Origin of the sequence: Streptomyces sp. NBC_00236, from assembly GCF_036195045.1 — a bacterium.
Lineage (GTDB): Bacteria > Actinomycetota > Actinomycetes > Streptomycetales > Streptomycetaceae > Streptomyces.
Genome location: NZ_CP108100.1, coordinates 5,151,444 through 5,175,426 on the forward strand (window position 1 = coordinate 5,151,444; position 23,983 = coordinate 5,175,426).

Consider the following 23,983-nt stretch of genomic DNA (forward strand, 5'->3'; position numbering starts at 1 on the left):
CGGTCCGCGACTAGTCGGACGTCTTGCGGGCCGTGGAGAACGCGACCACGGCGGCGACGGCGAAGAAGACGAAGCTGATCGCGTCGGAGTCTTCCTTCCACACCGTGTTCAGGTCGCTGAAGTGGTCGAGGAAGATCTCGGTGACCGAGAGCGGGAGCTGCTTGCTGATGATGATCGCTTCACCGAGCAGCTGGCCGAAGTAGACACCGACCAGGGCGAGTGCGCCACTGATGACGGGCAGGGCGGGGTTGCGGCCGCCGAGCTTGCCGGCGGCGAAGCCGACGATGGCGCCGACACCCACGGCCGCGTAGCCGATCTCGTGCTTCGTGGCGCCGATGATCGCACCGTAGATGCCCGCCGCGACGAGCGCCGCGATGAACGCGACCAGGATGCCCAGGCCCACGTTGTTGCGCGCGGGGGCGACCGGAGCGAACGGTGCACCGCCGCCGAACGGGGCGCCGACGGGCTGCTGACCCGCGAACGGGTTGCCGGTCGGGGCGCCGGGCTGGGGCTGGCCGGGCTGCGCGGCGTAGGGGTTGCCGGGCTGCGGCTGGCCGTCGTACGGCTGGTTCGGCGGTGGTACGGGCGTGCTCATGGTGGGTTCCCCCTGGGACTGTGGCGCACGAGTGTGCGAGGAGTGACGCCGCAGGCTAGCAGTCGGTTCCGACATTGACCCATCGGAATCCTTGGGGGGACTGAGCGGGGAGTGGTTTCAGAGCCGGTGCGCGGCCCCCGCCGGGGTCGCTCCACGGGTGTCGAGAAGGAGCTGCGCCTTCACCGCGAGGCCCTGGAGGTCGTAGGTGCGGTGGTGCTGGAGCAGCACCGTCAGATCGGCGCTCGATGCGGCTTCGTACAGCGAATCGGCACGCGGGACCGGGAGTTCGCGTACGCGCCAGTCCAGGACGTGTGGGTCGTGGTAACCGATCTGGGCGCCCATGTCCATCAGCCGGGTGGCGATCTCGCGGGCGGGGGAGGCCTCCTGGTCGGCGAGGTCGGGCTTGTAGGTGATGCCCAGGAGGAGGATCCGGGCGCCGCGGACGGATTTCCCGTGCTCGTTGAGGAGGGTGGCGCAGCGCTGGATCACGTACTGCGGCATCCGGTCGTTGATCTCCTGGGCGAGCGAGACCATCCGCAGCGGGTGACCGGGGGTGCGGCTGTTGTACGGGAGGTAGCCCGGGTCGACCGGGGCGCCGTGACCGCCGACGCCGGGACCGGGGCGGAAGGGCTGGAAGCCGAAGGGTTTGGTCTCGGCGCACCGGATGACGTCCCAGAGGTCGACGCCGAGGTCGTGGCAGAGCACGGCCATCTCGTTGACCAGCGCGATGTTGACGTGCCGGAAGTTGGTCTCCAGGACCTTCGTCATCTCGGCCTCGCGCGGGCCGCGGGCGCGGACGACCTTGTCGGTGAGCCGGCCGTAGAAGGCGGCGGCCGATTCGGTGCAGGCGGGGGTCAGGCCGCCGATGACCTTGGGGGTGTTGGTGTAGACGTGGGCGCGGTTGCCGGGGTCGAGGCGGCTGGGGGAGTGGGCGAGGTGGAAGTCGCGTCCGCCGCGCAGGCCCGAGCCGTCTTCGAGGAGGGGGAGCAGGAAGTTCTCCGTGGTCCCCGGGGGAACGGCCGATTCCAGGAGCACGGTGGTGTGCGGGCGCAGCCGGGCGGCCAGGGCGCGGGCCGCGTCGCCGACGGCGGTGAGGTCGAGGGTGCGGTCGGGGCCCAGGGGGGTGGGGGCGCAGATCACGGCGGTACGGACCCGGCCCAGCTCGGCCTGGTTGGTGGTGGGGCGGAACCCGCCGGACAGCATCCGGCGGATGTCGGACGCGGTGAGCGATCCCTCGACGGGGGTGCGGCCCGCGGAGAGCTCGGCGAAGGCCCGGGGGTCGGTGTCGTAGCCGATGGTCTGGATCCCGGCCGAGACGGCGGCTTGGGCGAGGGGCAGGCCGAGGTGACCGAGTCCGATGACGGCGAGGTCTGCAGGCACGTGGGTGGCCGTCCTTCCCTGAGAACCGAGAAAGCGCAACTGCTGGGGACAGTGCAATGTCAGACTAGGCGTAAATATGACCTATATGTCGCATTGTGTGGTCTCCGTCGTCCGGGTGTTGTCCACAGGCGGTGGCTGAAGTCGCGGAGCGCGGACAGAATCGAGGAGTGGGCACGGGCACCCGACCCCGCGGTCGGACCGCATCCCCGTGCCGGACCACCCCGATCTACCGGGAGGCAGCAGTGAGGACAGCGACACTGGGACCCGCGGAGCGTGCGGCATCGCTCGCCGCGATGGCCGAGCGCGAACTGGACGTGCTGGTCGTGGGGGCGGGCGTGGTCGGCGCCGGGACGGCGCTCGACGCGGTGACGAGAGGGCTCTCGACCGGACTGGTCGAGGCGCGCGACTGGGCGTCCGGCACGTCGAGCAGGTCGAGCAAGCTGATCCACGGCGGGCTGCGCTATCTGGAGATGCTCGACTTCGCGCTCGTCCGTGAGGCGCTGAAGGAGCGCGGACTGCTCCTGGAGCGTCTCGCCCCGCACCTGGTGAAGCCGGTGCCGTTCCTCTACCCCTTGCAGCACAAGGGCTGGGAGCGGCTGTACGCCGGTTCCGGCGTCGCGCTGTACGACGCGATGTCGGTGTCCTCCGGGCACGGCCGCGGGCTGCCCGTGCACCGGCACCTCTCCCGCCGCCAGGCGCTGCGGGTCGCACCGGCGCTCAAGCGGGACGCCCTGGTGGGGGCCCTTCAGTACTACGACGCCCAGATGGACGATGCCCGCTATGTGGCGACGCTGGTGCGCACCGCCGCCGGATACGGCGCGCACGTGGCGAACCAGGCGCGGGTGGTCGGCTTCCTCCGGGAGGGCGAGCGGGTCGTCGGCGCCCGGGTGGCGGACGTCGAGGCGGGCGGCGAGTACGAGGTCAGGGCCAAACAGGTGGTCAACGCCACCGGCGTCTGGACGGATGACACCCAGGCGCTGATCGGCGAGCGCGGCCAGTTCCATGTGCGGGCCTCCAAGGGCATCCATCTGGTCGTCCCCAAGGACCGCATCCACTCCTCCACGGGCCTGATCCTGCGGACGGAGAAGTCCGTGCTCTTCGTCATCCCGTGGGGACGGCACTGGATCGTCGGGACCACGGACACCGACTGGGACCTGGACAAGGCCCATCCGGCCGCCTCCAGCGCGGACATCGACTATCTGCTCGAACACGTCAACTCGGTCCTGGCCACGCCGCTGACCAGGGACGACGTCCAGGGCGTCTACGCGGGGCTGCGGCCGCTGCTGGCCGGCGAGTCGGACGCGACCAGCAAACTGTCGCGCGAGCACACGGTGGCGCACCCGCTGCCGGGCCTCGTCGTCGTCGCGGGAGGCAAGTACACGACGTACCGGGTGATGGCCAAGGACGCCGTGGACGAGGCGGTGCACGGCCTCGACCAGCGGGTCGCGGAGTGCGTCACCGAGGACATCCCGCTGCTGGGCGCCGAGGGCTACCGCGCCCTGTGGAACGCCCGGGCCAGGATCGCCGCCCGCACCGGCCTCCATGTCGCCCGGGTGGAGCACCTGCTGAACCGGTACGGCTCCATGACCGAGGAGATCCTGGAGCTGATCGTCGCCGACCCGGTGATGGGTGAACCGCTGCCGGCCGCCGACGACTACCTGAAGGCCGAGATCGTGTACGCGGCCTCGCACGAGGGGGCCCGCCACCTCGACGACGTACTGACCCGGCGCACCCGGATCTCCATCGAGACCTTCGACCGCGGCACGCGCTCCGCGCGGTTGTGCGCGGAGCTGATGGCGCGGGTGCTCGGCTGGGACCAGGGCCGGATCGAGCGTGAGGTCGCGCACTACGAGAAGCGGGTGGAGGCGGAACGGGAGTCGCAGCGCCAGCCCGACGACCTGACGGCGGACGCGGCGCGGCTGGGAGCGCCGGACATCGTCCCCATCTAGGACAGCGTCCCGGCCTGCCACCGGGTCCGCCGGCCTGCCCGACGGCCTGCCCCAGCGCCCCGCCCACCGGCCGTTCTCCGCCGGACGGGGCGGCGGCGCGAGCGCGCGGGGGAACTCCGGCGTGCGCAGCGCGGGTTCGTGTGGGGCGGCGGGCCGTGAGGGGCGGCGGGGCAGGGAGCGCGCGCCTGGGGGCGGTGCGTCACTCCGGCCCGGGAATACGGTGGTTCGGAGCGTCGCTCCGGACGACGGGCCGTGGTAGGCAGGAGGGTGCCTGCGGCGGGATGTGGTTCGCTGGGCGGAGCAGAGGCGGAGCAGGGCAGGGGGCCGCGGTCGTGGCGGGGCAGCGCCGCGGGTACGGGCCCGGCCGGAAATCCCTTCCGTCGGCCACTTATGACGGTCCCCGGACCCGGCACCAGGACCGGTCCCGGGGTGAGGGACAATGAACGCTCTGCCAGGGCGGGTTGATCGCAGAGGGGACGCATGTCGGAGGCGGAGCAGGCACGGGAGCCCCAACGGGACAAGGACGGACGTCTTCTCGCGGGGCGGTACCGGCTCGGAGAGGTGCTCGGCCGGGGTGGAATGGGCACGGTCTGGCGCGCCGTCGACGAGACGCTGGGCCGCACGGTCGCGGTCAAGGAACTGCGGTTCCCGTCGGCCATCGACGACGACGAGAAGCGGCGGCTCATCACGCGCACACTGCGCGAGGCGAAGGCGATTGCCCGGATCCGCAACAACGGCGCGGTCACCGTCTACGACGTGGTCGACGAGGACGACCGGCCGTGGATCGTCATGGAACTCATCGAGGGCAAGTCGCTGGCCGAGGCGGTCCGCGAGGACGGCGTCCTGACGCCGAAGCGCGCGGCCGAGGTCGGCCTGGCCATCCTCGACGTGCTGCGCTCGGCGCACCGCGAGGGCATTCTGCACCGCGACGTGAAGCCGTCCAACGTGCTGATCGCCGAGGACGGCCGGGTCGTGCTGACCGACTTCGGCATCGCCCAGGTCGAGGGCGACCCGTCGGTCACCTCCACCGGCATGCTCGTCGGTGCCCCCTCGTACATCTCGCCGGAGCGGGCCCGCGGCCACAAGCCCGGCCCGCCCGCAGACCTGTGGTCGCTCGGCGGACTGCTGTACGCGAGCGTCGAGGGCTGCCCGCCGTACGACAAGGGGTCCGCGATCGCGACCCTGACCGCCGTGATGACCGAGCCGCTCGACCCGCCGAAGAACGCGGGCCCGCTGGAGGAGGTCATCTACGGGCTGCTCGCCCGGGACCCCGAGCAGCGGCTCGACGACGCCGGTGCGCGTGCCCTGCTCAACGACGTGATCGATGCCCCGGAGCAGCCGGAGGTTCCGGTTCCGCCGCCGGCCGACGCCACCCAGGTGATGGCGCTCCCCAAGAACGTGGCCGACGCCCCGTCCAGGGCGGCGCAGAAGTCCGGTGAGCCGGGTGAGGGCGCCAGGGACCGGCTGCGCGGCGCGCTGCGCTCCGCGCGGAACGCGAAGGCGGTACCCGCCGCAGCGGCGGGCGCCGGTGCCGTGGCCTCCGTTCCGCCCCGGCCCGCCACCACTCCCGCGACGGCGACGGTCTCCCCTTCGGGGGCCGTACCGCCGCCGCGGCCTGCCACCTCGCCGGTCACCCCGCCCCGCGCGTCCCTGACGGACGTGGTGCCGCGCCGCACGCTGGCGATCATCGCCGCCGTCATCGCGCTCGCCGTCCTCGGCACGGTCCTCGCGCTCACGCTCGGCGGGGACGACGAGGGCTCCGGCAACGCGGGCAAGGCCAAGGACGGCACGTCCGCCTCGGCCGGGTCCTCCGCGGGCAGCGGCTCCAGCGGCTCCGGATCGTCCGCCGACACCGAGCAGGGCGGCGGCAAGGAGCAGGGCAAGGACGAGAAGGGCACGGACGGCGGCCAGGGCGAGAGCGACGGCTCGGGCAAGGGGTCGGACGACTCACCGGGCGACAAGCAGGACGACGCCGTGCCCACCGGCTACAAGACGGTGGAGAACAAGAAGTTCCACTTCTCCATGGTGATGCCCGAGGGCTTCCGTTTCGACAAGACGGCGGGCGCCAACTCCGGCGCCATATACAACGTCAGCGGCGGCTTCCCCCGTATCCAGGTCGACTACACCGACTCGCCCGGCGGCGACGCCGCCGCGGCCTGGCGGGCAGCCAGGGCCGCCGTCGCGGCCACCAGCAACGGCTACCACCACCTCGGCATAAACGAGGTCCAGTACAAGGGCTACCCGACCGTCGCCGACTGGCAGTTCGAGCGTACGCAGCAGGGCCAGCGGGTACGCGTGATCAACCGGGGCTTCAAGGTCGACGGGGGCCACGGGTACGCGATCATGATCAGCTGCAAGGCCGACGAGTGGGACGGCGCGGAGTGCCGGACGCTGCGCAAGACGGCGTTCGACACCTTCGAGCCGCTCGACTGAAGGAAGCCGCACGGCCGGGTTGGGCCGACCCTGCCGCGCGGCGGCCTCGTGCCACGTATTGTGAGAGCTCGAAGACCGTGCGCAGCCGAAACCACAAGTCAATTGCACAGTAAGTGACCGCAATTGACGGTTTCGTGCGGTCTACGTGACCGGGGGACAGCGCGCTCTGGGGAGGCGTCGTGGACGACTATGCGGGTCGGGTACTTGCCGACCGCTACCGCCTTCCGCTGCCTCCGTCCGACGAGTACGAACTGGTCGAGACCCGGGCGTTCGACACCTACAGCGGCCAGGAGGTACTGGTCCGTCAGGTGCCGTTGCCGGAGGTCGTGGACGCCGAGGTGCTCGACGCGGACGGGCAGCCCACGGCGGCGCGACGGGCCGCCGGGCGCACCGTGCGGCGGTCCACCGATCCCGCGGTGCGGCGGGCCATCGAGGCCGCCCAGGCTGCGGCCCAGGTGCCCGACCATCCGCGCCTGGACCAGGTCTTCGACGTGTTCGCCGAGGCGGGTTCGCTCTGGATCGTGAGCGAACTGGTCGCGGCCAGGCCACTGGCGGCGCTGCTCGCGGAGCGCCCGCTCAATCCGTACCGGGCCGCCGAGATCGGCTCCGACGTCCTCACCGCGCTGCGCGTCCTGCACGCGCACGGCTGGACCCACCGCAACATCACCGTGCGCACGGTGCTCATCTGCGACGACGGACGCGTCGTGCTGACCGGCCTGGCGGCCGGGGCGGCCGAGGAGGCGCTCTGCGGCTACGTGCCGGTGCCGCGCGCCGACGACGACGATGAGGACGGCTACGGCGGTCCCGCGGTCGAGTCGGGGCCCACGGGCCCGTACGCCCCGCCCGCGGTCGAGGCGGGGGACGCCGATCCGTACGCACTGCCGGCGGGCGCCGATCCGTACGGACTGCCGGGGGACGCTGATCCCCACGGACTGCCGGGGGCCGGACCGGGCGGATACGACCCGTACCGCCCGTCCGCCGTCGAGCCCGAGCGCGACGACCCGCACGACCGCCCCGACGTACCCGCCTCCCGTGGGCCCGCGGCCATTGAGGCCGGGGCCGGGGACGGTCCCGCGCAGCCCTACGGAGCCGGCGAGCTGGAGTCCGTGCCCCGGCCGTCGCCGCCCGTACCGCCCGCCACCGTGCCCGTTCCCGCCGCCGAGGCCGGCAGCGCGCAGGCGCGGGCCGCCCGGGCGGGGGCCATCGCCGCGTACCGCGCGGGCGCCCGCGCCGCCGCCCGCATCGGCGAGGAGGAGCGCCGGGCCGGTCGGGACGACGCCCAGGACACCGGCACCCTTCCGGTCCAGCGGCCCGCCCACCCGCTGCAGCCCCTCGGCCGGCCGGGCGCCCCGGACGCGTACGACGAGGACCTGTACGACGACGAGGACCCGTACGACGACGAGGGCGACGACGGCCCGCCGCCCCGGCGGCTCCATCTGACCGGCTCCTGGGACGACGGCCCCGGCCGCGGCCGCCCCGTGCCCGCCGGAGGCTCCAACGAGGACGCCCTGCGCGCCGACTCCCGGCGTCAGGGAACCACCCCGGCCGTCCGCCCGCAGCTGCCGGCCACCACCCGGGAGACCGCCCCCGAGGCCGCCCGGGAGACCGCCCCGGGCCGCTGGGACGAGATCGTCGCCGGCAGCCGTGACACCTCCGCGTACCGCGGCCCCGCGACCACCCTCGCCGCCGAGCGCGCCCGGCAGGCCCGGATCGCCGTCGTCGGCGCGGTCACCGAGCGCTGGGCGCCCGAGCAGGCCGGGCCCGTCCACGAGAACTGGCAGCTGGCACCGCCCATCGGCCCCTCCACCGACCTCTGGGCGCTGGGCGCGCTGCTCTACCGCGCCGTGCAGGGCCATGCCCCGTACCCGGAGGAGAACGCCGCCGAACTCGTCCAGATGGTCTGCGGCGAACCGCCCGCCTTCGCCGAGGAGTGCGGCCCGCTGCGTCCCGTCGTCGAGTCGCTGCTGCGCCAGGACCCCACCGAACGCCCGGACTTCGAGGAACTGCGCGGCTGGCTGCGCTCCCTCGTGCGGTCGGCGCCCGAGCCGGAGGCCGGTGTCGACGTCGTGACGCTGCCCTCCCCGGACGCCACCCGGCTGCCCGTCGTACGCCGCCGCGGCGAACTCGTCCGCAAGCGCCGCGGCCGCCGGGGCGGTTCGGCGCACGGCCGGCACCGCCACACCGGCGAACGGCCGGAGCCCGCGGAGCGGGCCCCGCTCCAGCCGCGCGAGCCCAGAAACCCCAGGCCGCCCCGCGAGCCCAAGGGTCCCAAGGCGCTCCGCACCCCGCCCCGCCCGCAGCAGGGCGGCGCACGCGCACCGCGCAGGCTCGGCCGACTGCTGCTCGTCCTGATCCTGTTGCTCCTGGCCGCGGCGGTCGCGTACGCGGTGATGTTCATGCCCAAGTCCGGTACGGAGTCCGGAGCGGGCGCCGCCCCCTCCCGTACGGAGTCCGGATCACCCGAGCCGGGCGGCCAGGACACCGGGGACCCGTCCGCCCCGGCGTCCTCGGGCGCGCAGCAGCCGCAGACCAGCCGCTCCGCCGTCGCGCTCGCACCCGGCTACACGCTGCGCAAGGACCCCGAGGGCTTCGAGGTCGGGGCGCCCGAGGGCTGGCAGCGCAGCCCCGCCAACGCGGACCGTCAGATCCGTTACGGGAGCGACGGATTCAGCCTCCTCGTCGTCCCGGGGCGCGACACCGTGAAGACGAACGGCGCGGATCCGCTCGACTACCAGCGGAACAAGGAGCCGGAGCTGAAGCAGTTCCGCGACTCCAGCTGGGCGTCGGCGAGCGGGCTGCGCCGGATCGACGTCGGACAGCAGGCCATGGCCGAGGGGCAGTTCACCTGGCAGGAGGCCGACGGCCGCGAGGTGTACGTCCGCAACCTGGTGATCGTCGTCAAGGGCAAGTACCACATCCTCCAGGTCATGGGCCCGGAGAGCCAGCGCGACAAGGTGAGCGACATCTACCAACAGGCCAGCGCCTCCTACCGCGTGACACAGTGACCGGAAACGGTCCGACGGAGCGCGGGCCCGGGGGCGACATGCATCACAGTGCGATCTCGTGAGCGGTGCGAGGTTCCGTGGCCGTACTTCCCCTCCGTAACCTGGCATCCGAGGAACGGGGCGGGGACACGTGGAACGATCGCAGGGCACGGAAGCGGGACTGCTGCTGGCCGGGAGGTACCGGCTCGGGGAGGTCCTGGGACGCGGCGGCATGGGCAAGGTCTGGCGCGCCCACGACGAGGTGCTGCACCGCACCGTCGCCGTCAAGGAGCTGACCGCCGGGCTGTACGTGGCCGAGGCGGACCGGGTCGTGCTGCACGCGCGTACCCAGAAGGAGGCCCGCGCCGCGGCCCGCATCACGCATCCCGGCGTGGTCACCGTCCACGACGTGATCGAGTACGACAACCGGCCGTGGATCGTCATGCAGTACGTCGACGGACCGTCACTCGCCGACCAGGCCAAGGAATCCGGCGAGGTCGAGCCCCGCGAGGCGGCCAGGATCGGGCTCCACGTGCTGGGCGCCCTGCGCGCCGCACACGGTGCCGGGGTGCTGCACCGTGATGTGAAGCCGGGCAACGTCCTGCTCGCCCGCGACGGACGGGTGCTGCTCACCGACTTCGGGATCGCGGCGATAGAGGGCGACTCGACCATCACCAGGACCGGTGAACTGGTCGGCTCCATCGACTACCTGGCGCCCGAGCGGGTCCGCGGCGGCGATCCCGGCCCCGCGTCCGACCTGTGGTCGCTGGGCGCCACGCTGTACACCGCGGTGGAGGGACGCTCGCCGTTCCGCCGCACCTCACCGATCTCCACGATGCAGGCCGTCGTCACCGAGGAACCGCCGGTTCCCGAACGGGCCGGGGCACTGGCCCACGTCATCACCGCGCTGCTCCGCAAGGAACCCGAGGACCGGCCCTCGGCCGCCGAGGCCGAACGCATGCTGCTGGAGGCCATGGAGGGGCGCGAGCCCCGGGCGGCCCAGGCGTACGTCCCCACCCAGCGGGTCCCCGAGGAGGTCCTGCACGCGATGGGGCCCGACACGGCCTCCGGCGGCGGGATACCGGGCGGCGGTACGGCCCGGCTGCCCTACCCCGGACCCGTCCCGGCCGCCCCCGGCACCGCACCCGTGACCCGGCGCAGGCGCTGGCGCACCACGGTCGTGGTCATCGCGCTGGCGGCCCTGGTGGGCGGCGGAGCGGGCGTCGCCGCGTTGATGTACGCCAACCGAACGGACGCGGAGTCCGGGACCGGCGGCACGGCGTCGCACGGCACCCGGTCGCCGGGGCCGGTCACCACCAGCCCCACCCCCACGCCGAAGCCGGACCCGACGAAGGGGGGCGTGCCGGACGGCTGGCGGCGCGTGGAGGACCCGGCCGGGTTCAGCATCCTCATGCCGGTGGGCTGGGAGCGCCAGGTGAACGGCACCAACATCGACTACACCCCGGACGACGGTGTGCACTACTTCCGCTTCAGCGCGGACCCGGCACCCGACTTCGACCACCCGTACACGCACATGCAGGACCTGGAGACGAGACTCCGCGAGCGGCTGCCGGACTACCGCAGCCTGGAGATGAACTCCAACGTCTACCGGGACAACGTCGGGGCCATCTGGGAGTTCACCTGGAACGAGAAGCCCGGCGAGCCGCGCCATGCCATCGACCAGATGTACTACGCGAAGGAGGGCGGCCCGGAGTACGCGCTGTACATGACGGGGCCCGAGGAGGACTGGGACATCACCCGGGACCGGTTCAACACGATGCTGCGCAGCTGGCGCGCGCCGACTGATTCCAGCTGACCCCGAAGGACTCCGGCGGCACCTCCCCGGTCGAGGACACCGGGGGAGATACCGCCTGATCAGCGGTTATTCAGCCAGTGATCACTGGCTCGGTTGACGGGGGGCCGTCGAGGGCTGTTGTGGGGAGTGTGAAAAGCTGTTACCCACGGGTACCCAAAGGCTCCGGCTGGACGTACTCTCGCCCTCATGACGGACTCGCAGGCCTCCACGCCCACCACCGCCGCGGTTGCCGGCACCAACCCGGTGGCCGCCGCGCCCGCGGGCGTGCGCACGGCCGCCGACGTCGTGACGCCCGAGGTGATCGCCCAGCTGACCCGCGGCGTCGCCGGCTCCGGCCGTACGGCCAACCACACGCCCTTCACCGGCGAGAAGCTGGCCGACCTGCCCGAGTCCACCCCCGAGGACGTGGCGGACGCCTTCGACCGCGCCCGCGCCGCCCAGCCCGCCTGGGCCGCGCTGTCCGTCCGCGCCAGGGCCGCCGTGCTGCTGCGCTTCCACGACCTCGTCCTGGAACGCCAGTCCGAGGTCCTCGACCTCATCCAGCTGGAGACCGGCAAGGCCCGGCTGCACGCCCACGAAGAGGTGCTGGCCGTCTCCGTCGCCGCCCGCCACTACGGCCGCAGGGCGAGCGCCTACCTGAAGCCGAAGCGGCACACCGGGGTCGTACCGACCCTCACCAAGGTCACCGAGCTGCGCCAGCCGCGCGGTGTCATCGGCCAGATCGCGCCGTGGAACTACCCCCTGGAGCTGTCCGTCGGCGACGCGCTGCCCGCGTTCGTCTCCGGCAACGCCGTGGTGATGAAGCCCGACACGGAGACCGCGCTGACCGCGCTGTGGGCCCGTGACCTCCTCATCGAGGCCGGTCTTCCGGCCGAGGTGTTCCAGGTCGTCCTCGGTGACGGACCCGTCGTCGGCCCCGAGGTCGTCAAGCACGCCGACTACGTCTCGTTCACCGGCTCCACCCGCACCGGCCGCGAGGTCGCCCAGGGCGCCGCGGCCCGGCTCGTCGGCGTCTCGCTGGAGCTCGGCGGCAAGAACGCGATGCTGGTCCTGGAGGACGCCGACGTGGAGAAGGCCGCCGCCGGCGCCGTCCGCGCCTGCTTCTCCTCCGCCGGCCAGCTCTGCATCTCCATCGAGCGGCTGTACGTCCACGAGTCCGTCGCCGACGACTTCGTGGCCCGGTTCGCCGCCCGTACGAAGGCGATGCGGCTCGGCACCTCCCTCGCGTACGGCGCCGACATGGGCTCGCTCGTCGGCGAGCGCCAGCTGGAGACCGTCAGCCGGCACGTCGCGGAGGCCGTCGAGAAGGGCGCCACGCTCGTCGCGGGCGGCGTCGCCCGCCCCGACATCGGCCCGCTGTTCTACGAGCCGACCATCCTCGACGGCGTCGAGGCCCCGATGGCCGTCTGCAACGAGGAGACCTTCGGCCCGGTCGTCTCCATCTACCGGTTCAGCGACGAGGACGAGGTCATCGCGCTGGCCAACGCCACCCCGTACGGCCTGAACTCCAGCGTCTGGACCAAGGACGGCAAGCGCGGCCACCGGGTCGCCGCCCGGCTGCGGACCGGCACGGTCAACATCAACGAGGGCTACGCCCCCGCGTACGGCAGCGTGCAGTCCCCGATGGGCGGCATGAAGGACTCCGGCCTCGGCCGCCGCCACGGCTCCGAGGGCATCCTCAAGTACACCGAGGCCCAGACCGTCGCCCAGCAGCGCCTGATCCCGCTCGCCCCGTCCTTCGGGATGGACGACGCGAAGTACGCGGCGTTCATGAGCCGCAGCCTCAAGGCCATGAAGGCCTTCCGCCTGCGCTGATCCCCGCACCACCGCAGCATTCCTGTCCTTTTCGTACCGAGGAGAGCCATGTCCCAGGACAGCCCTGCCCAGAATCAGGCCGGACCGGCCGGCTCGGCCGATGACGACACCGCGTACGACTACGACGTCCTGATCGTCGGTTCGGGCTTCGGCGGCGCGGTCTCGGCGCTGCGGCTGACCGAGAAGGGATACCGCGTCGGCGTCCTGGAGGCGGGCCGCCGCTTCACGCCCGGCACGCTGCCCAAGAACTCCTGGGACCTGAAGAACTACCTCTGGGCCCCCGCGCTGGGCCTCTTCGGCATCCAGCGCGTGCATCTGCTCGGCAAGGTCATGGTGCTGGCCGGTGCGGGCGTCGGCGGCGGCTCGCTGAACTACGCCAACACGCTGTACGTGCCCCCGGCGCCGTTCTTCGAGGACCGGCAGTGGGCACACATCACCGACTGGCAGGACGAGCTCACGCCGTACTACGAGCAGGCCAAGCGGATGCTCGGGGTCAGGCTCAACCCGACGATGACGCCGTCGGACGTCCATCTGAAGGCGACCGCCGAGGTCATGGGCGTCGGCGACACCTTCCATCTCGCCCCGGTCGGCGTCTTCTTCGGCGACGGCAAGGACGCCGACGGCACGGCGAGGGCGAAGCCCGGCGGCACCGTCGCCGACCCGTACTTCGGCGGCGCGGGCCCGGCCCGCAAGGCCTGCACCGAATGCGGCGAATGCATGACCGGCTGCCGGCACGGCGCGAAGAACACCCTCAACGAGAACTACCTCCACCTCGCCGAGAAGGCCGGAGCGGTCATCCACCCGATGACGTCCGTCGTCGCGGTCACGGACGACCCGGAGGGCGGCTACCGGGTCTCCACCGTGCCGACCGACCGGCGGAAGAAGGCCAAGCCCACCCTGCTGCGCGCCCGCAGGGTGGTCGTGGCGGCGGGTACGTACGGCACCCAGACCCTGCTGCACACCATGAAGGACCGGGGGCTGCTGCCCCGGCTCTCGGACCGGCTCGGCGAGCTGACCCGGACCAACTCCGAAGGGCTCGTCGGCGCGCAGACCTCCGACCGCCGCTACCGCCGGAAGCACGGCACCAAGGCCGACTTCACCAGGGGCGTCGCCATCACCTCGTCGATCCACCCCGACGAGAACACCCACATCGAACCGGTCCGCTACGGCAAGGGGTCCAACGCGATGGGCGGGATGACCATCCTCCAGGTCCCGTACAGCACCCACCGGGTGCTCGGCTGGATCGGCAACATGGCCAAGCACCCGACGCTCGCCCTGCGTTCGCTCTCCAACCGGCGCTGGTCGGAGCGGACCATCATCGGGCTCGTCATGCAGTCGCTGGACAACTCCCTGACCGCGTACCGCAAGCCCCGGGGCATCGGGAAGGGGCTGCTCACCGCCCGCCAGGGCCATGGAGCGCCCAACCCGACGCAGATCGCCGAGGCGACGCAGAGCGCGTCCCTGCTCGCCGAGGAGATCAACGGCTTCCCGGGCTCCAACATCGGTGAGCTCATGGGCACCCCGCTCACCGCGCACTTCCTCGGCGGCTGCCCGATCGGCGCGACTTCCGAGGAGGGGGTCATCGACCCGTACCACCGGCTGTTCGGCCACCCGGGCATCTCGGTCGTCGACGGTTCCGCGGTCTCCGCCAACCTCGGCGTCAACCCGTCGCTGACGATCACCGCGCAGGCGGAGCGGGCCATGTCCTTCTGGCCCAACAAGGGCGAGCAGGACCCCCGCCCGGCACAGGGCCTGGAGTACGAGCGGCTGGCGGCGGTCGAGCCGCAGGCGCCTGCCGTCCCGAAGGAGGCGTTCGGCGCGCTGCGGCTGCCGTTCCTGGGAATGCCGGCGGTGCCGCCGAAGGCCACGAAGACGGAAGCCACGAAAGCGGAGTAGGGACAGCAGAAGGGGCTGCACCCCCCTCCGAGTGCAGCCCCTCACGCTCTACCGGTGAAGCCGCGTTACGGATGTGACCGGTGGTTCCGCATGCATGACCTGCAAGGCGCCCCGATGGTTGTCCCCGGACTCACATAATCCTTATGTGACGCCGATCACGTCCCCTCCCGGCGCTCGCATCCCGACGTGCTCAATCCGTGACCTGGACCTGCGCAACTCTTCGTACGGGCCCGGTGTCGAACTCGTATCGCTGCCCCCGGCAGCCGCACAGTTCCCACCGACCCCCCCAGAAGGTCCCGCGATGAGAAGCACGACTCCGAGAGCCACTCTGCGCCGCGTCGCGGGCACTCTCGCCGCCGTCGGCCTGCTGGCCGCCGGGGCGCTCGCCCTGAGCGCCCCGGCCCGTGCCGCCGGTCCGGTCATGGGCTTCGGCGGCCCGGCCGAGACCGCGCTGCACCCGTACCCGGCGAGCGGCGGCCCGCAGCGGACCTCCGTCGCGATCACCGTCGACAACCCGTCCCGGGACGAGGAGGGCGGCCGCTTCGACGGCGCGTACACGGTGACCTTCGACCTGAGCGGGATCGCGGGCGTAGCCGACGCCGAGTTCGGCACGGAGGGCGGCGCGGACTGCGAGATCACCGGAACGACGGGTGTCTGCCACGACACGGGGCTCGCGCCCGGAACGAATCCGCTGCCCGGACTCCGTGTCGGCGCCGCGGCGGGCAGCCGGGACGGGGACTCCGGCACGATCCGGGTGACCGGCACGGCGGACGGCGCGGCCTTCACCCCGTTCACCACCCGGATCGTGATCGGCGGCCCCGACCTGGTGATGGAGCGGGCCCCGCTGTCGCAGGAGTTCGAGCCCGGCGGGACCCAGTCCTTCCCGCTCGCCTTCGCCAACCACGGCACCCGCGCGGCCGAGGGCGTCGTGCTCACCCTCATGTACACCCGTGGCATCGAGTTCACGGAGCGGTACGCGAACTGCGTGTACAGCGAGGACGACGCCGGACAGGGCGTCCCCGTGTGGACCACCGCCTCGTGCTCCGTCGAGGGCAGCTACGAGGCGGGCGCCGTCTACGAACTGGCCGAACCCCTGACGCTCAGGGCCACGCAGCGCGCCTACCGGGACACCCTGGTCTACCGGATCAACGAGGCCGGCCCGGCGGTGCGCGGCGCCGGGCGGGCAGCCCCGGGGGCCAGGGGCGACGTCCTCGCGCTCCGGGAGGCCCCGGCCGTCCGCTCCAGCGACCTGGATCCGGGCGACAACCAGCAGGAGGCCGACTTCAGCACCGCGAACACCGCCGACTTCGCCGCGTACGGGGACACGGTGTCCGGCCTGCCGGGCAGCACCGTCGGGGCCGACATCGGCTTCCGTAACGAGGGGCCGGCCTGGATCGGCAACCTCCGTTCCGCCGAGCCGGTCGCCACGGTCGACTTCACCGTTCCCGAGGGCGCCTCGGTCAGTGCGTGGCCCGGCACCTGCCGGGGCGTGACGGCCGACGGGCAGTACCGCGAGCAGCAGGCCGGCGCGCCGCGCTATGTGTGCGACACGTCGATGGCCGTCCGCGAGGACGGCGGCTCCGCGCTGCACTTCGACCTGAAGGTCACCGAGGCCGTCACCGGGGCCTCCGGGACGGTCGAGGTGCGCGGCACGCGGTCGCGGGACCCGCGGCTGCCGTTCGACCCCGACCGGGGCAACAACACCGCGGCCCTCGTGCTGAACGCGGAGGAGGCGGAGGGCTCCGGCGCCACCGCGGGCGGGTCCGCCTCGGGCTCGTCGGGCAGCGGCGGTCCGACGCACGACGCCTCCGCACCGGCGGTCCCCGCGTCGGCCGGCGCCACGGGCACCACCGCCGCGACCGGTTCGGGAACCGCCACCGGAGGCCGTCTCGCCGCCACCGGAACCGGCGCCGCGACGGCCGGGGCCGCGGCGGCGGCCGCGCTGCTGGCGGGCGGTGCGCTGTACCTGGCGGCCGGGCGCAGTCGCGTGGACCGAAAGAGCTGACCGGTAACGCACAGGGGGCTGTCGGCCGGATGAGCTGATCGGTGACGCACAAGGGCCCGTGGACCGGAAGACCGGTTCACGGGCCCTTGGACCCGGCAGGCTTCGAGCGTCCCCGAAGCCTGCCGTTTCCTGAGGTGACCGGGCTGCTGTCCCCTGCCGACCGGTCACGCACGCCGGTGCGCGGTCCCACGGCGTACATGCAGTACGCCACACGCCCCGGCGGAGCCACGCGTGGTTTCTTACCGAAGCCGCCCCTGGCTGGCACGGACACCGGGACCAACGAAGCCGCGCGGTGCCCGGTCACGCGCCGTACGGGTGAGACTCCGCCCGAACTGGGATACGCCCCTACAGCCTTCCCGGCCCTTGGGGCGCCCGACCTGCGGCGGGTCACACGCGGCCGCGGCACAGCTCCAGCAGCGTCATCGCGAGGGACGTGCCCGGCTTGCCCAGCGCCTCCCGGTACTGGCCGAGGATCTCCATCTCGCGGGAGAGGTTGACCCGGCGGCCCCCGGAGGTGATCCGGGCCTCCTGGATGACGGTGGAGACGGCCATCCGTTCCTGGACGAGGCCGATGATCCGGTCGTCGAGGGCGTCGATGCGGGTCCGGGCGTCCGCGATCAGGGACGCGGCCTCGTCGGTGTGCGCGCCCGTCACGTCGGCGGCGGTCCGGGCGGTGGTGGTGCTGCTCACGGCTGGTCTCCCTGGGGTGTGTGAGGCTCCCCGGGGCCGAACCGGCCCGGAACGCCAGAACGCCCCGGGCCTGTCGGCCCGGGGCGCCTGGAACGTTGCTTGTCAGTTGCTCAAGCAGCACGACCATGGCAGCCGGCGGGCCGGGTGCCATAGGTAAAGACGAAGGTCGTGTGCTGACGCATGGGCCCAGTATGGACCCACCGCCGGGCCCGGCCCAACGCCCGGCCCGGATGGTGAGACGGCCGGGGCTCTCCCGGCGCGACGAGGTGCGCCCCCGGCCGCCGGTAGAATCGGAAGAACCGACCCCCTCTCCACCGCCGGAAGGCCGCCCCGTGCCAGCAGCACCCCCCGCCGCCCCCGACACCACCACCGACGTGGTCCTCGTTGTCGACTTCGGCGCGCAGTACGCCCAGCTCATCGCCCGACGGGTCCGTGAGGCCCGGGTCTACAGCGAGATCGTGCCGTCCACGATGCCGGTGGCCGAGATGCTGGCCAAGAACCCCCGGGCGATCATCCTGTCCGGCGGACCCTCCTCCGTGTACGCCGAGGGCGCGCCCTCGCTCGACCGGGCGCTGTTCGAGGCCGGGGTCCCCGTCTTCGGCATGTGCTACGGCTTCCAGCTGATGGCCACCACGCTCGGCGGCACCGTCGACGACAACGGTGCCCGCGAGTACGGCCGTACCGCGCTCTCCGTCTCCAAGTCCGGCTCCACCCTCTTCGAGGGCACGCCGGCCGAGCAGTCGGTGTGGATGTCGCACGGCGACGCCTGCTCCGCCGCCCCCGAGGGCTTCACCGTCACCGCGTCCACGGACGTCGTCCCGGTCGCCGCCTTCGAGAACGACGAGAAGAAGCTCTACGGAGTCCAGTACCACCCGGAGGTCCTGCACTCCACGCACGGGCAGCAGGTCCTGGAGCACTTCCTCTACCGCGGCGCCGGCATCGAGCCGAACTGGACGACCACCAACGTCGTCGAGGAGCAGATCGCCCTCATCCGCGAGCAGGTCGGCGACAAGCGCGCCATCTGCGGCCTGTCCGGCGGAGTGGACTCGGCGGTCGCCGCGGCCCTCGTGCAGAAGGCCATCGGCTCCCAGCTGACCTGTGTGTACGTCGACCACGGTCTGATGCGCAAGGGCGAGACCGAGCAGGTCGAGAAGGACTTCGTCGCCGCGACCGGTGCGAAGCTCAAGGTCGTCGACGCGGAGAAGCGCTTCCTCGACGCACTGGCCGGCGTGTCCGACCCGGAGCAGAAGCGGAAGATCATCGGCCGCGAGTTCATCCGCGTGTTCGAGCAGGCCCAGCTGGAGATCCTCCAGGAGGACGGCCCCGAGGTCGCCTTCCTCGTCCAGGGCACGCTCTACCCGGACGTCGTCGAGTCCGGCGGCGGCACCGGCACCGCCAACATCAAGTCGCACCACAACGTGGGCGGCCTGCCCGACGACATCGAGTTCGAGCTCGTCGAGCCGCTGCGCCAGCTGTTCAAGGACGAGGTCCGGATGGTCGGCCAGGAGCTGGGCCTGCCGGAGGAGATCGTCCAGCGCCAGCCGTTCCCCGGCCCCGGCCTCGGCATCCGGATCGTCGGCGAGGTCACCAAGGAGCGGCTCGACCTGCTCCGTGACGCCGACGCCATCGCCCGCGAGGAGCTGACCAAGGCCGGCCTCGACCGTGACATCTGGCAGTGCCCGGTGGTCCTGCTCGCGGACGTCCGCAGCGTCGGCGTCCAGGGCGACGGCCGCACCTACGGTCACCCGATCGTGCTGCGCCCGGTCTCCTCCGAGGACGCCATGACGGCGGACTGGTCGCGCCTGCCGTACGAGACCCTCGCCAAGATCTCCACCCGCATCACCAACGAGGTCGCCGACGTCAACCGCGTCGTCCTCGACATCACGAGCAAGCCCCCGGGCACCATCGAGTGGGAGTGACCCTCCCCTCACCCCTCGCGCCGATGCCGCCGTCCGTTCCCACGGGTGGCGGCATCGCCGCGTTCCCGGCCCCGGACGGCTTCACAATCGATGGCCGATGCCTCTGGTCACCTGCGGCGACCGGCGGTAACTTCCGATCCCGTACGCCTGATCCCGTACGCCGGGAGCACCGAGGGAGTCGCCATGCCCGAGCCCACACCCGTACCCGTGGACCAGCTCCACTTCGCCATGCCGCCCGTGCACGCCTCCGTGGAGGAGGAGCGTGCCCATCGCAAGGAACGGCTGGCGGGGGCGCTGCGCCTGTTCGGTGAGTACGGGTACGAGGACGGCGTCTCCGGACACATCACGGCGCGCGACCCCGAGTTCGGCGACTGCTACTGGGTCAACCCGTTCGGCGCCCCCTTCGACGGGCTGCGGCCCGAGGAGCTGATCCTCGTCAACGGTGAGGGTCAGGTCGTCGAGGGGAGCCGGCACGTCAACCAGGCCGCGTTCGCCGTCCACGCGCAGGTCCACCGGGCCCGCCCGGACGTCGTCGCCGTCGCGCACACCCACTCCGTGCACGGCAGGGCGCTGGCCGCGCTGGGGGAGCTCGTCGAGCCGATCACCCAGGAGTCCTGCGCCTTCTACGAGGACCACGCGCTCTACGACGCGTACACCGGGGTCGTCGTGGACGAGGACGAGGGGCGCCGGATCGCGGCGGCGCTCGGGCCCCGCAAGGCCATCGTGCTGCGCAACCACGGGCTGCTGACCGTGGGCGACTCGGTGGACGCGGCAGCCTGGTGGTTCCTCGCGCTGGAGCGGTCCTGCCAGGTCCAGCTGGCCGCGCGGGCGGCCGGGAAGCCCGTACTGATCGAGCACCGGGACGCGGTCACCACGCGCGAACAGCTCGGCAGCGACCTGGTCGCCTGGATCAACTACCAGCCGCTGTGGACCCGGATCTCTCGAACGTTCTGACGAACCCGCCCGTCCGGTGTGCCCCGATGCGGGAACCTCCTGCCCTGTACGGCACAATTCGCAGCAATCACAGTCGAGTTGGGTTGATCATCGGCTGTACCGGGGCGGGAAAGGGCGGAGTTCTCCGTGGCGTTGGACGAGGCGAGACAGAGCACGCACGGCGGTGGCTGCACGTGCGGCGACTGCCCGCACGGAGCACGCCAGGGGCACCGGCGCGCGGTGGCCGCCTTCCTGGCCAAGCGCGACGAACTCGCCGCAGGTCAGGGGCTGCCCACCGGGGTCGCCCAGTCCGCCTCCGCGACCCGGCAGTGGGTCTCGGACGAGCTGACCCAGTCCGCGCAGGCCGTCGCCGAACGCGGCCGCGAAGCCGGTGACGCCTGGCTGTACCGGGTGTGGCAGCGCACCCTGGTCATCGTCTGGGGCGCCGTCGCCGTACTGGCGGTCGCCGAGGCCGCCACCGCCATCGGGGCCGGCTGGACCCACGCCCGTACCGCCGGGCTGATCGCCGGACTGGTGACCGCCGGGCTGCTCACCGCGGCCGCCCACGTCCACCGGGCACGCGGCGGCCTCCTCGCCCCGCTGATCGGCGAGGACAACCGGCTCTCCACCTCCCGCGCGGTCGCCGCGTCCTGGGTGCTGCTCGCCGTCTTCTCCGTCCTCGTCCTCGCCCTCCAGCTGGCGGGCGCCTCCGGCCACGCACAGCGCGACGCGCTGATCGAGGGCCTGGACCTGGCGCGCGGCGCCGGTGTGGTGAGCGTGCTGGCCCTGGTGTGCGCCATCGCGGTGGTCGTGCGGCGGGTCGTGAGCGTACGGGTGCTGTCCGGGCGGCTGCAGAAGCTGCGGGCGGACCGGCCGCGCGCCGCGGACCTGCTCACCGACGACTCGGGGCGCGGCACCTTCACGGACGTGAGTTACGTGCTGGTGTCCACCGTCGCCGTGGTGTTCGCCGCCGTCCGGCTCGCCCGCCGGCCCGAGCAGCTGCCCGACCTGCCGTGGGGGCTCGCCCTGCTGGTGGCCGTCTCGGCGGCGGCCTACTTCGCCGGGAAGTACACGGAGGGCGGCCGGCCCGTGGTGCTGTCGGTGGTCCGGGCCCGTGAGGCAGGCGACCTGGACGCGCCGATCCGTACCGGCGACGACATCGAGATCCGCGGCGCGGGGTTCGTGCCGCCGGGCGCCGGGGCCCCGGACCGGCTGGCCCGCATGGTCGTGCGGATCGGCACCGTCCACGTACACGTCCCGATGGTCCCGGTCACCGGCGGCTTCGCCAACCCGACCGACACCGTGCTGACCGTGCCGGTGCCGGTGGAGGTGGAGCCCGGAGTGGTCGAGGTGCAGGTGGTGACCGCGTCCGGGGCGGAGTCCAACCGGGTCACGATCGACGTGACGGACTGAGCGCCCCGGGGGAATCCCGGCCGGACACCTGGTGAGCCGCGCGTACGGGGCGTACGTATGGTCTGGTGACGGATCGAACGGTCCGGCGAGGGTCGAACGGCTCTGTTGGCGGACCCGGCGGTCCGGCGGCGGGCCGCGGAAGGCGGGAGAGCCATGCACGGGTACGGCACGAACGGGCGCGGTCTGGGCGAGGCCAGGAGCCTGGGGGACCTGGCGCGGGAGCATGCCCTGCTGCCCCTGCGCGTCTTCCTCGGGGTCACCTTCATCTACGCCGCGCTCGACAAACTGACCGACAGCGCCTTCTTCCACGCCACCGGACCCGGGTCGATCGGCGAGCAGATGACGGCGGTCCGCGACTCCGCCGCGATCCCGGCCCTCGTGGACCTCGCGCTGAAGAGCCCGTCCGGCTTCGGATACGCCATCGCCCTCGGCGAGCTCGCCGTCGGCATCGGCACGCTGCTGGGCCTGTGGACGCGGATCGCGGCACTCGGCGGGGCACTGATCTCGCTCAGCCTGTGGCTGACCGTCAGCTGGCAGGTCTCGCCGTACTACCTCGGCAACGACCTGATCTACCTCATGGCCTGGCTGCCGCTGCTGCTCGGCGGAGCGGCGACGCTCTCCGCGGACGCCTTCCTCGCGGCGCGGCGGCGACGGATCCGGTAGGCCACCCAGGTCACCACGGCCGCCAGCCACAGACCGCCCGCGAAGACCGCGACGAAGAAGGCCCACGGGGCCTCCCACAGGCCCGCCGCGTCGGCCGCGTAACCGCCCGCCAGCGTCAGCATCACCAGACCCGCGACACCCCGCCCGGGCCGGAACTCACGACTTGGCACGGATGACCTCCACCTGTCCGATGCCCACTTCCAGATCGAGCTCGACCGTGCCGGCCGGCTTGGCGCCCGCGGGCGGCGGCAGCGTCCGGTGCTCGTTCTGCGAGGGGCGGATGTCCACATCGTTCTGGCGCCGGTCGCCCGGCAGGGTGACGTCGCCGAGACCGGCCCGCGCGTCCACCTTCACGATGGCCGTCCTCGGTACGTGCACGACGACCCGGCCCGCACCGACCTCCACCTCGGTCCTCACCGTGTCCCCCTGGGGCACGGTGACCCGGGTGAGATCCAGCTTCGCCTGCCCGGAACCCAGTTGGTAGCGCGGCTGCACCGCGGCGACCGACGCCGGCCGCCACTCCTCGCGCACCCAGTGCGTGGTGATGTCCTTGGGCAGCGTGGACGCTCCCGCGAGCAGACCGGCCGTCATCATCGCCATCAGGAGCGTGCCGAAACCGGTCCGGCCGACAAAAGCGCTGATCAGCATCCCGGCCCCGAAGACCGCGAGCGCGGCGGCCAGGCCGATCTGAAGACTCGTACCGAGCGGCTGGTCGTCCCAGCTCAGGCCCGTGCCGAGACCGCCCGCGATCATCGCGTTGACGAAGACGGCACCGCCGATGGACCGCGGTCCCCGGATCTGCCGCGACCGCTGCGGCGGGAGGAACGGGGCGTCGGCCGTCGCCCGGCGCGCACCCTGCGCCCCGCCGTCGAGCACGGCATCCGGCGGCCCCCACAGATAGCCCGCCCCGACCGGCCCCGTGGTCCCGTCCTTGACGATCGGGTCACGCCACCAGGACGGGCCGGACGGCTTCGGGGGCGCCTTCACCTCGGGCGGCGCGTCCGACACCGCACGGTCGGCCGCCGGACGTGTCCCCTCCTGCGGATCGGCCGTCCTGCGGTGCTGCGTCCAGACGGTGAAGCCGATGACCGCGACCGAGAGCATCGCGGAGAACGCCAGCGTGCCGCTGTTGCCCAGCATGGACAGGAACAGCCCGCAGCCGATCAGCGCACACAGCACCGCGATCAGCGACGACCCCTCGACCCGGCCCGACAGCAGCCGGCGTGCCTCGTTCTCCTCCTCGCCCTCCAGCGGGATCAGCAGCCACGCGAAGCCGTAGAAGATCAGCCCGAGACCGCCGGTCACCGAGAGCACACCGAGGACGATCCGGAAGATCACCGGATCGACGTTGCAGTACCGGCCGAGCCCGCCGCACACCCCGGCCACCACCTTCTGCCGCGAGCTGCGGTACAGCTGCGGTGCGGGCCCGGGGGGCGGCGCGGCGCCCGGCGGCGCTTCCTGGGGAACGGTCATGGCTCCATGGTGACGGGCG

General features: G+C 72.7%; 16 protein-coding genes. 11 read left to right on the forward strand and 5 right to left on the reverse strand.

From position 1 onward, the window contains the following. Positions 1-10: 10 nt before the first annotated feature. Together OG446_RS23355 and OG446_RS23360 are read right to left on the reverse strand one after the other, a co-directional pair. The gene (locus OG446_RS23355; protein WP_328895854.1) at positions 11-595 is read right to left on the reverse strand and encodes a hypothetical protein; all 585 of its coding nucleotides are present in this window, start codon (positions 593-595) and stop codon (positions 11-13) included. Positions 596-712: 117 nt separating this feature from the next. After that, positions 713-1,975 (reverse strand): nucleotide sugar dehydrogenase, encoded by a 1,263-nt coding sequence (locus OG446_RS23360; RefSeq protein WP_328895855.1) that lies wholly within the window; start codon positions 1,973-1,975, stop codon positions 713-715. A gap of 242 nt (positions 1,976-2,217) precedes the next feature. On the opposite strand from OG446_RS23360, the gene OG446_RS23365 reads away from it, so the two are divergent. From OG446_RS23365 to OG446_RS23395, 7 genes are all read left to right on the forward strand, one after another. Next, a complete protein-coding gene (locus OG446_RS23365; RefSeq protein ID WP_328895856.1) occupies positions 2,218-3,924 on the forward strand; it encodes a glycerol-3-phosphate dehydrogenase/oxidase in 1,707 nt (568 codons plus the stop codon). 480 nt (positions 3,925-4,404) lie between these two features. Next, complete coding sequence (locus OG446_RS23370; protein ID WP_328895857.1) at positions 4,405-6,357, forward strand: serine/threonine-protein kinase; 1,953 nt, start codon at positions 4,405-4,407, stop codon at positions 6,355-6,357. 179 nt (positions 6,358-6,536) lie between these two features. Next, complete coding sequence (locus OG446_RS23375; RefSeq protein ID WP_328895858.1) at positions 6,537-9,362, forward strand: protein kinase; 2,826 nt, start codon at positions 6,537-6,539, stop codon at positions 9,360-9,362. A 130-nt stretch (positions 9,363-9,492) separates the two neighbouring features. After that, positions 9,493-11,157 carry a serine/threonine-protein kinase gene (locus tag OG446_RS23380; RefSeq protein ID WP_328895859.1) on the forward strand — a complete coding sequence of 555 codons (1,665 nt, stop codon included), beginning with the start codon at positions 9,493-9,495 and terminating at the stop codon, positions 11,155-11,157. A 186-nt stretch (positions 11,158-11,343) separates the two neighbouring features. Next, positions 11,344-12,972 (forward strand): succinic semialdehyde dehydrogenase, encoded by a 1,629-nt coding sequence (locus OG446_RS23385; RefSeq protein ID WP_328895860.1) that lies wholly within the window; start codon positions 11,344-11,346, stop codon positions 12,970-12,972. 48 nt (positions 12,973-13,020) lie between these two features. Further along, entirely contained in the window at positions 13,021-14,868 is a 1,848-nt protein-coding gene (locus OG446_RS23390) for a GMC family oxidoreductase (protein ID WP_328895861.1), read from the forward strand. Positions 14,869-15,169: 301 nt separating this feature from the next. Then, positions 15,170-16,873: a peptidase gene (locus OG446_RS23395; protein ID WP_328895862.1), complete on the forward strand. Its 1,704-nt coding sequence runs from the start codon at positions 15,170-15,172 to the stop codon at positions 16,871-16,873. A 387-nt stretch (positions 16,874-17,260) separates the two neighbouring features. Here OG446_RS23395 and OG446_RS23400 read toward each other — a convergent pair whose 3' ends face one another. Then, complete coding sequence (locus OG446_RS23400) at positions 17,261-17,563, reverse strand: chorismate mutase (protein WP_328895863.1); 303 nt, start codon at positions 17,561-17,563, stop codon at positions 17,261-17,263. A gap of 332 nt (positions 17,564-17,895) precedes the next feature. Here OG446_RS23400 and guaA point away from each other — a divergent pair, with 332 nt between their 5' ends. The 4 genes from guaA (at position 17,896) to OG446_RS23420 (ending at position 22,491) form a co-directional block, all read left to right on the forward strand. After that, positions 17,896-19,482 carry a glutamine-hydrolyzing GMP synthase gene (gene guaA / locus OG446_RS23405; RefSeq protein ID WP_328895864.1) on the forward strand — a complete coding sequence of 529 codons (1,587 nt, stop codon included), beginning with the start codon at positions 17,896-17,898 and terminating at the stop codon, positions 19,480-19,482. A gap of 183 nt (positions 19,483-19,665) precedes the next feature. Then, positions 19,666-20,436: a class II aldolase/adducin family protein gene (locus tag OG446_RS23410; protein WP_328895865.1), complete on the forward strand. Its 771-nt coding sequence runs from the start codon at positions 19,666-19,668 to the stop codon at positions 20,434-20,436. A gap of 126 nt (positions 20,437-20,562) precedes the next feature. Continuing rightward, the gene (locus OG446_RS23415; protein ID WP_328895866.1) at positions 20,563-21,828 is read left to right on the forward strand and encodes a hypothetical protein; all 1,266 of its coding nucleotides are present in this window, start codon (positions 20,563-20,565) and stop codon (positions 21,826-21,828) included. 153 nt (positions 21,829-21,981) lie between these two features. Further along, the gene (locus OG446_RS23420) at positions 21,982-22,491 is read left to right on the forward strand and encodes a DoxX family protein (protein ID WP_328895867.1); all 510 of its coding nucleotides are present in this window, start codon (positions 21,982-21,984) and stop codon (positions 22,489-22,491) included. On the opposite strand, the gene OG446_RS23425 is transcribed toward OG446_RS23420, so the two are convergent. Continuing rightward, positions 22,398-22,661, reverse strand: coding sequence for a hypothetical protein (locus OG446_RS23425; RefSeq protein WP_328895868.1), 264 nt, complete (start codon positions 22,659-22,661; stop codon positions 22,398-22,400). The genes OG446_RS23420 and OG446_RS23425 overlap by 94 nt on opposite strands. Continuing rightward, entirely contained in the window at positions 22,648-23,964 is a 1,317-nt protein-coding gene (locus tag OG446_RS23430) for a PspC domain-containing protein (protein WP_328895869.1), read from the reverse strand. Before OG446_RS23430 ends, OG446_RS23425 begins: the two co-directional genes overlap by 14 nt. Between the last annotated feature and the right edge of the window lie 19 nt (positions 23,965-23,983).

Excerpts from the sequence above, each read along its gene's own strand:
- OG446_RS23355 (WP_328895854.1), bottom strand. The coding sequence starts at position 595 with ATGAGCACGCCCGTACCACCGCCGAACCAGCCGTACGACGGCCAGCCG.
- OG446_RS23370 (WP_328895857.1), top strand. The coding sequence starts at position 4,405 with ATGTCGGAGGCGGAGCAGGCACGGGAGCCCCAACGGGACAAGGACGGA.
- OG446_RS23385 (WP_328895860.1), top strand. The coding sequence starts at position 11,344 with ATGACGGACTCGCAGGCCTCCACGCCCACCACCGCCGCGGTTGCCGGC.
- OG446_RS23390 (WP_328895861.1), top strand. The coding sequence starts at position 13,021 with ATGTCCCAGGACAGCCCTGCCCAGAATCAGGCCGGACCGGCCGGCTCG.
- OG446_RS23395 (WP_328895862.1), top strand. The coding sequence starts at position 15,170 with ATGAGAAGCACGACTCCGAGAGCCACTCTGCGCCGCGTCGCGGGCACT.
- OG446_RS23410 (WP_328895865.1), top strand. The coding sequence starts at position 19,666 with ATGCCCGAGCCCACACCCGTACCCGTGGACCAGCTCCACTTCGCCATG.
- OG446_RS23420 (WP_328895867.1), top strand. The coding sequence starts at position 21,982 with ATGCACGGGTACGGCACGAACGGGCGCGGTCTGGGCGAGGCCAGGAGC.
- OG446_RS23430 (WP_328895869.1), bottom strand. The coding sequence starts at position 23,964 with ATGACCGTTCCCCAGGAAGCGCCGCCGGGCGCCGCGCCGCCCCCCGGG.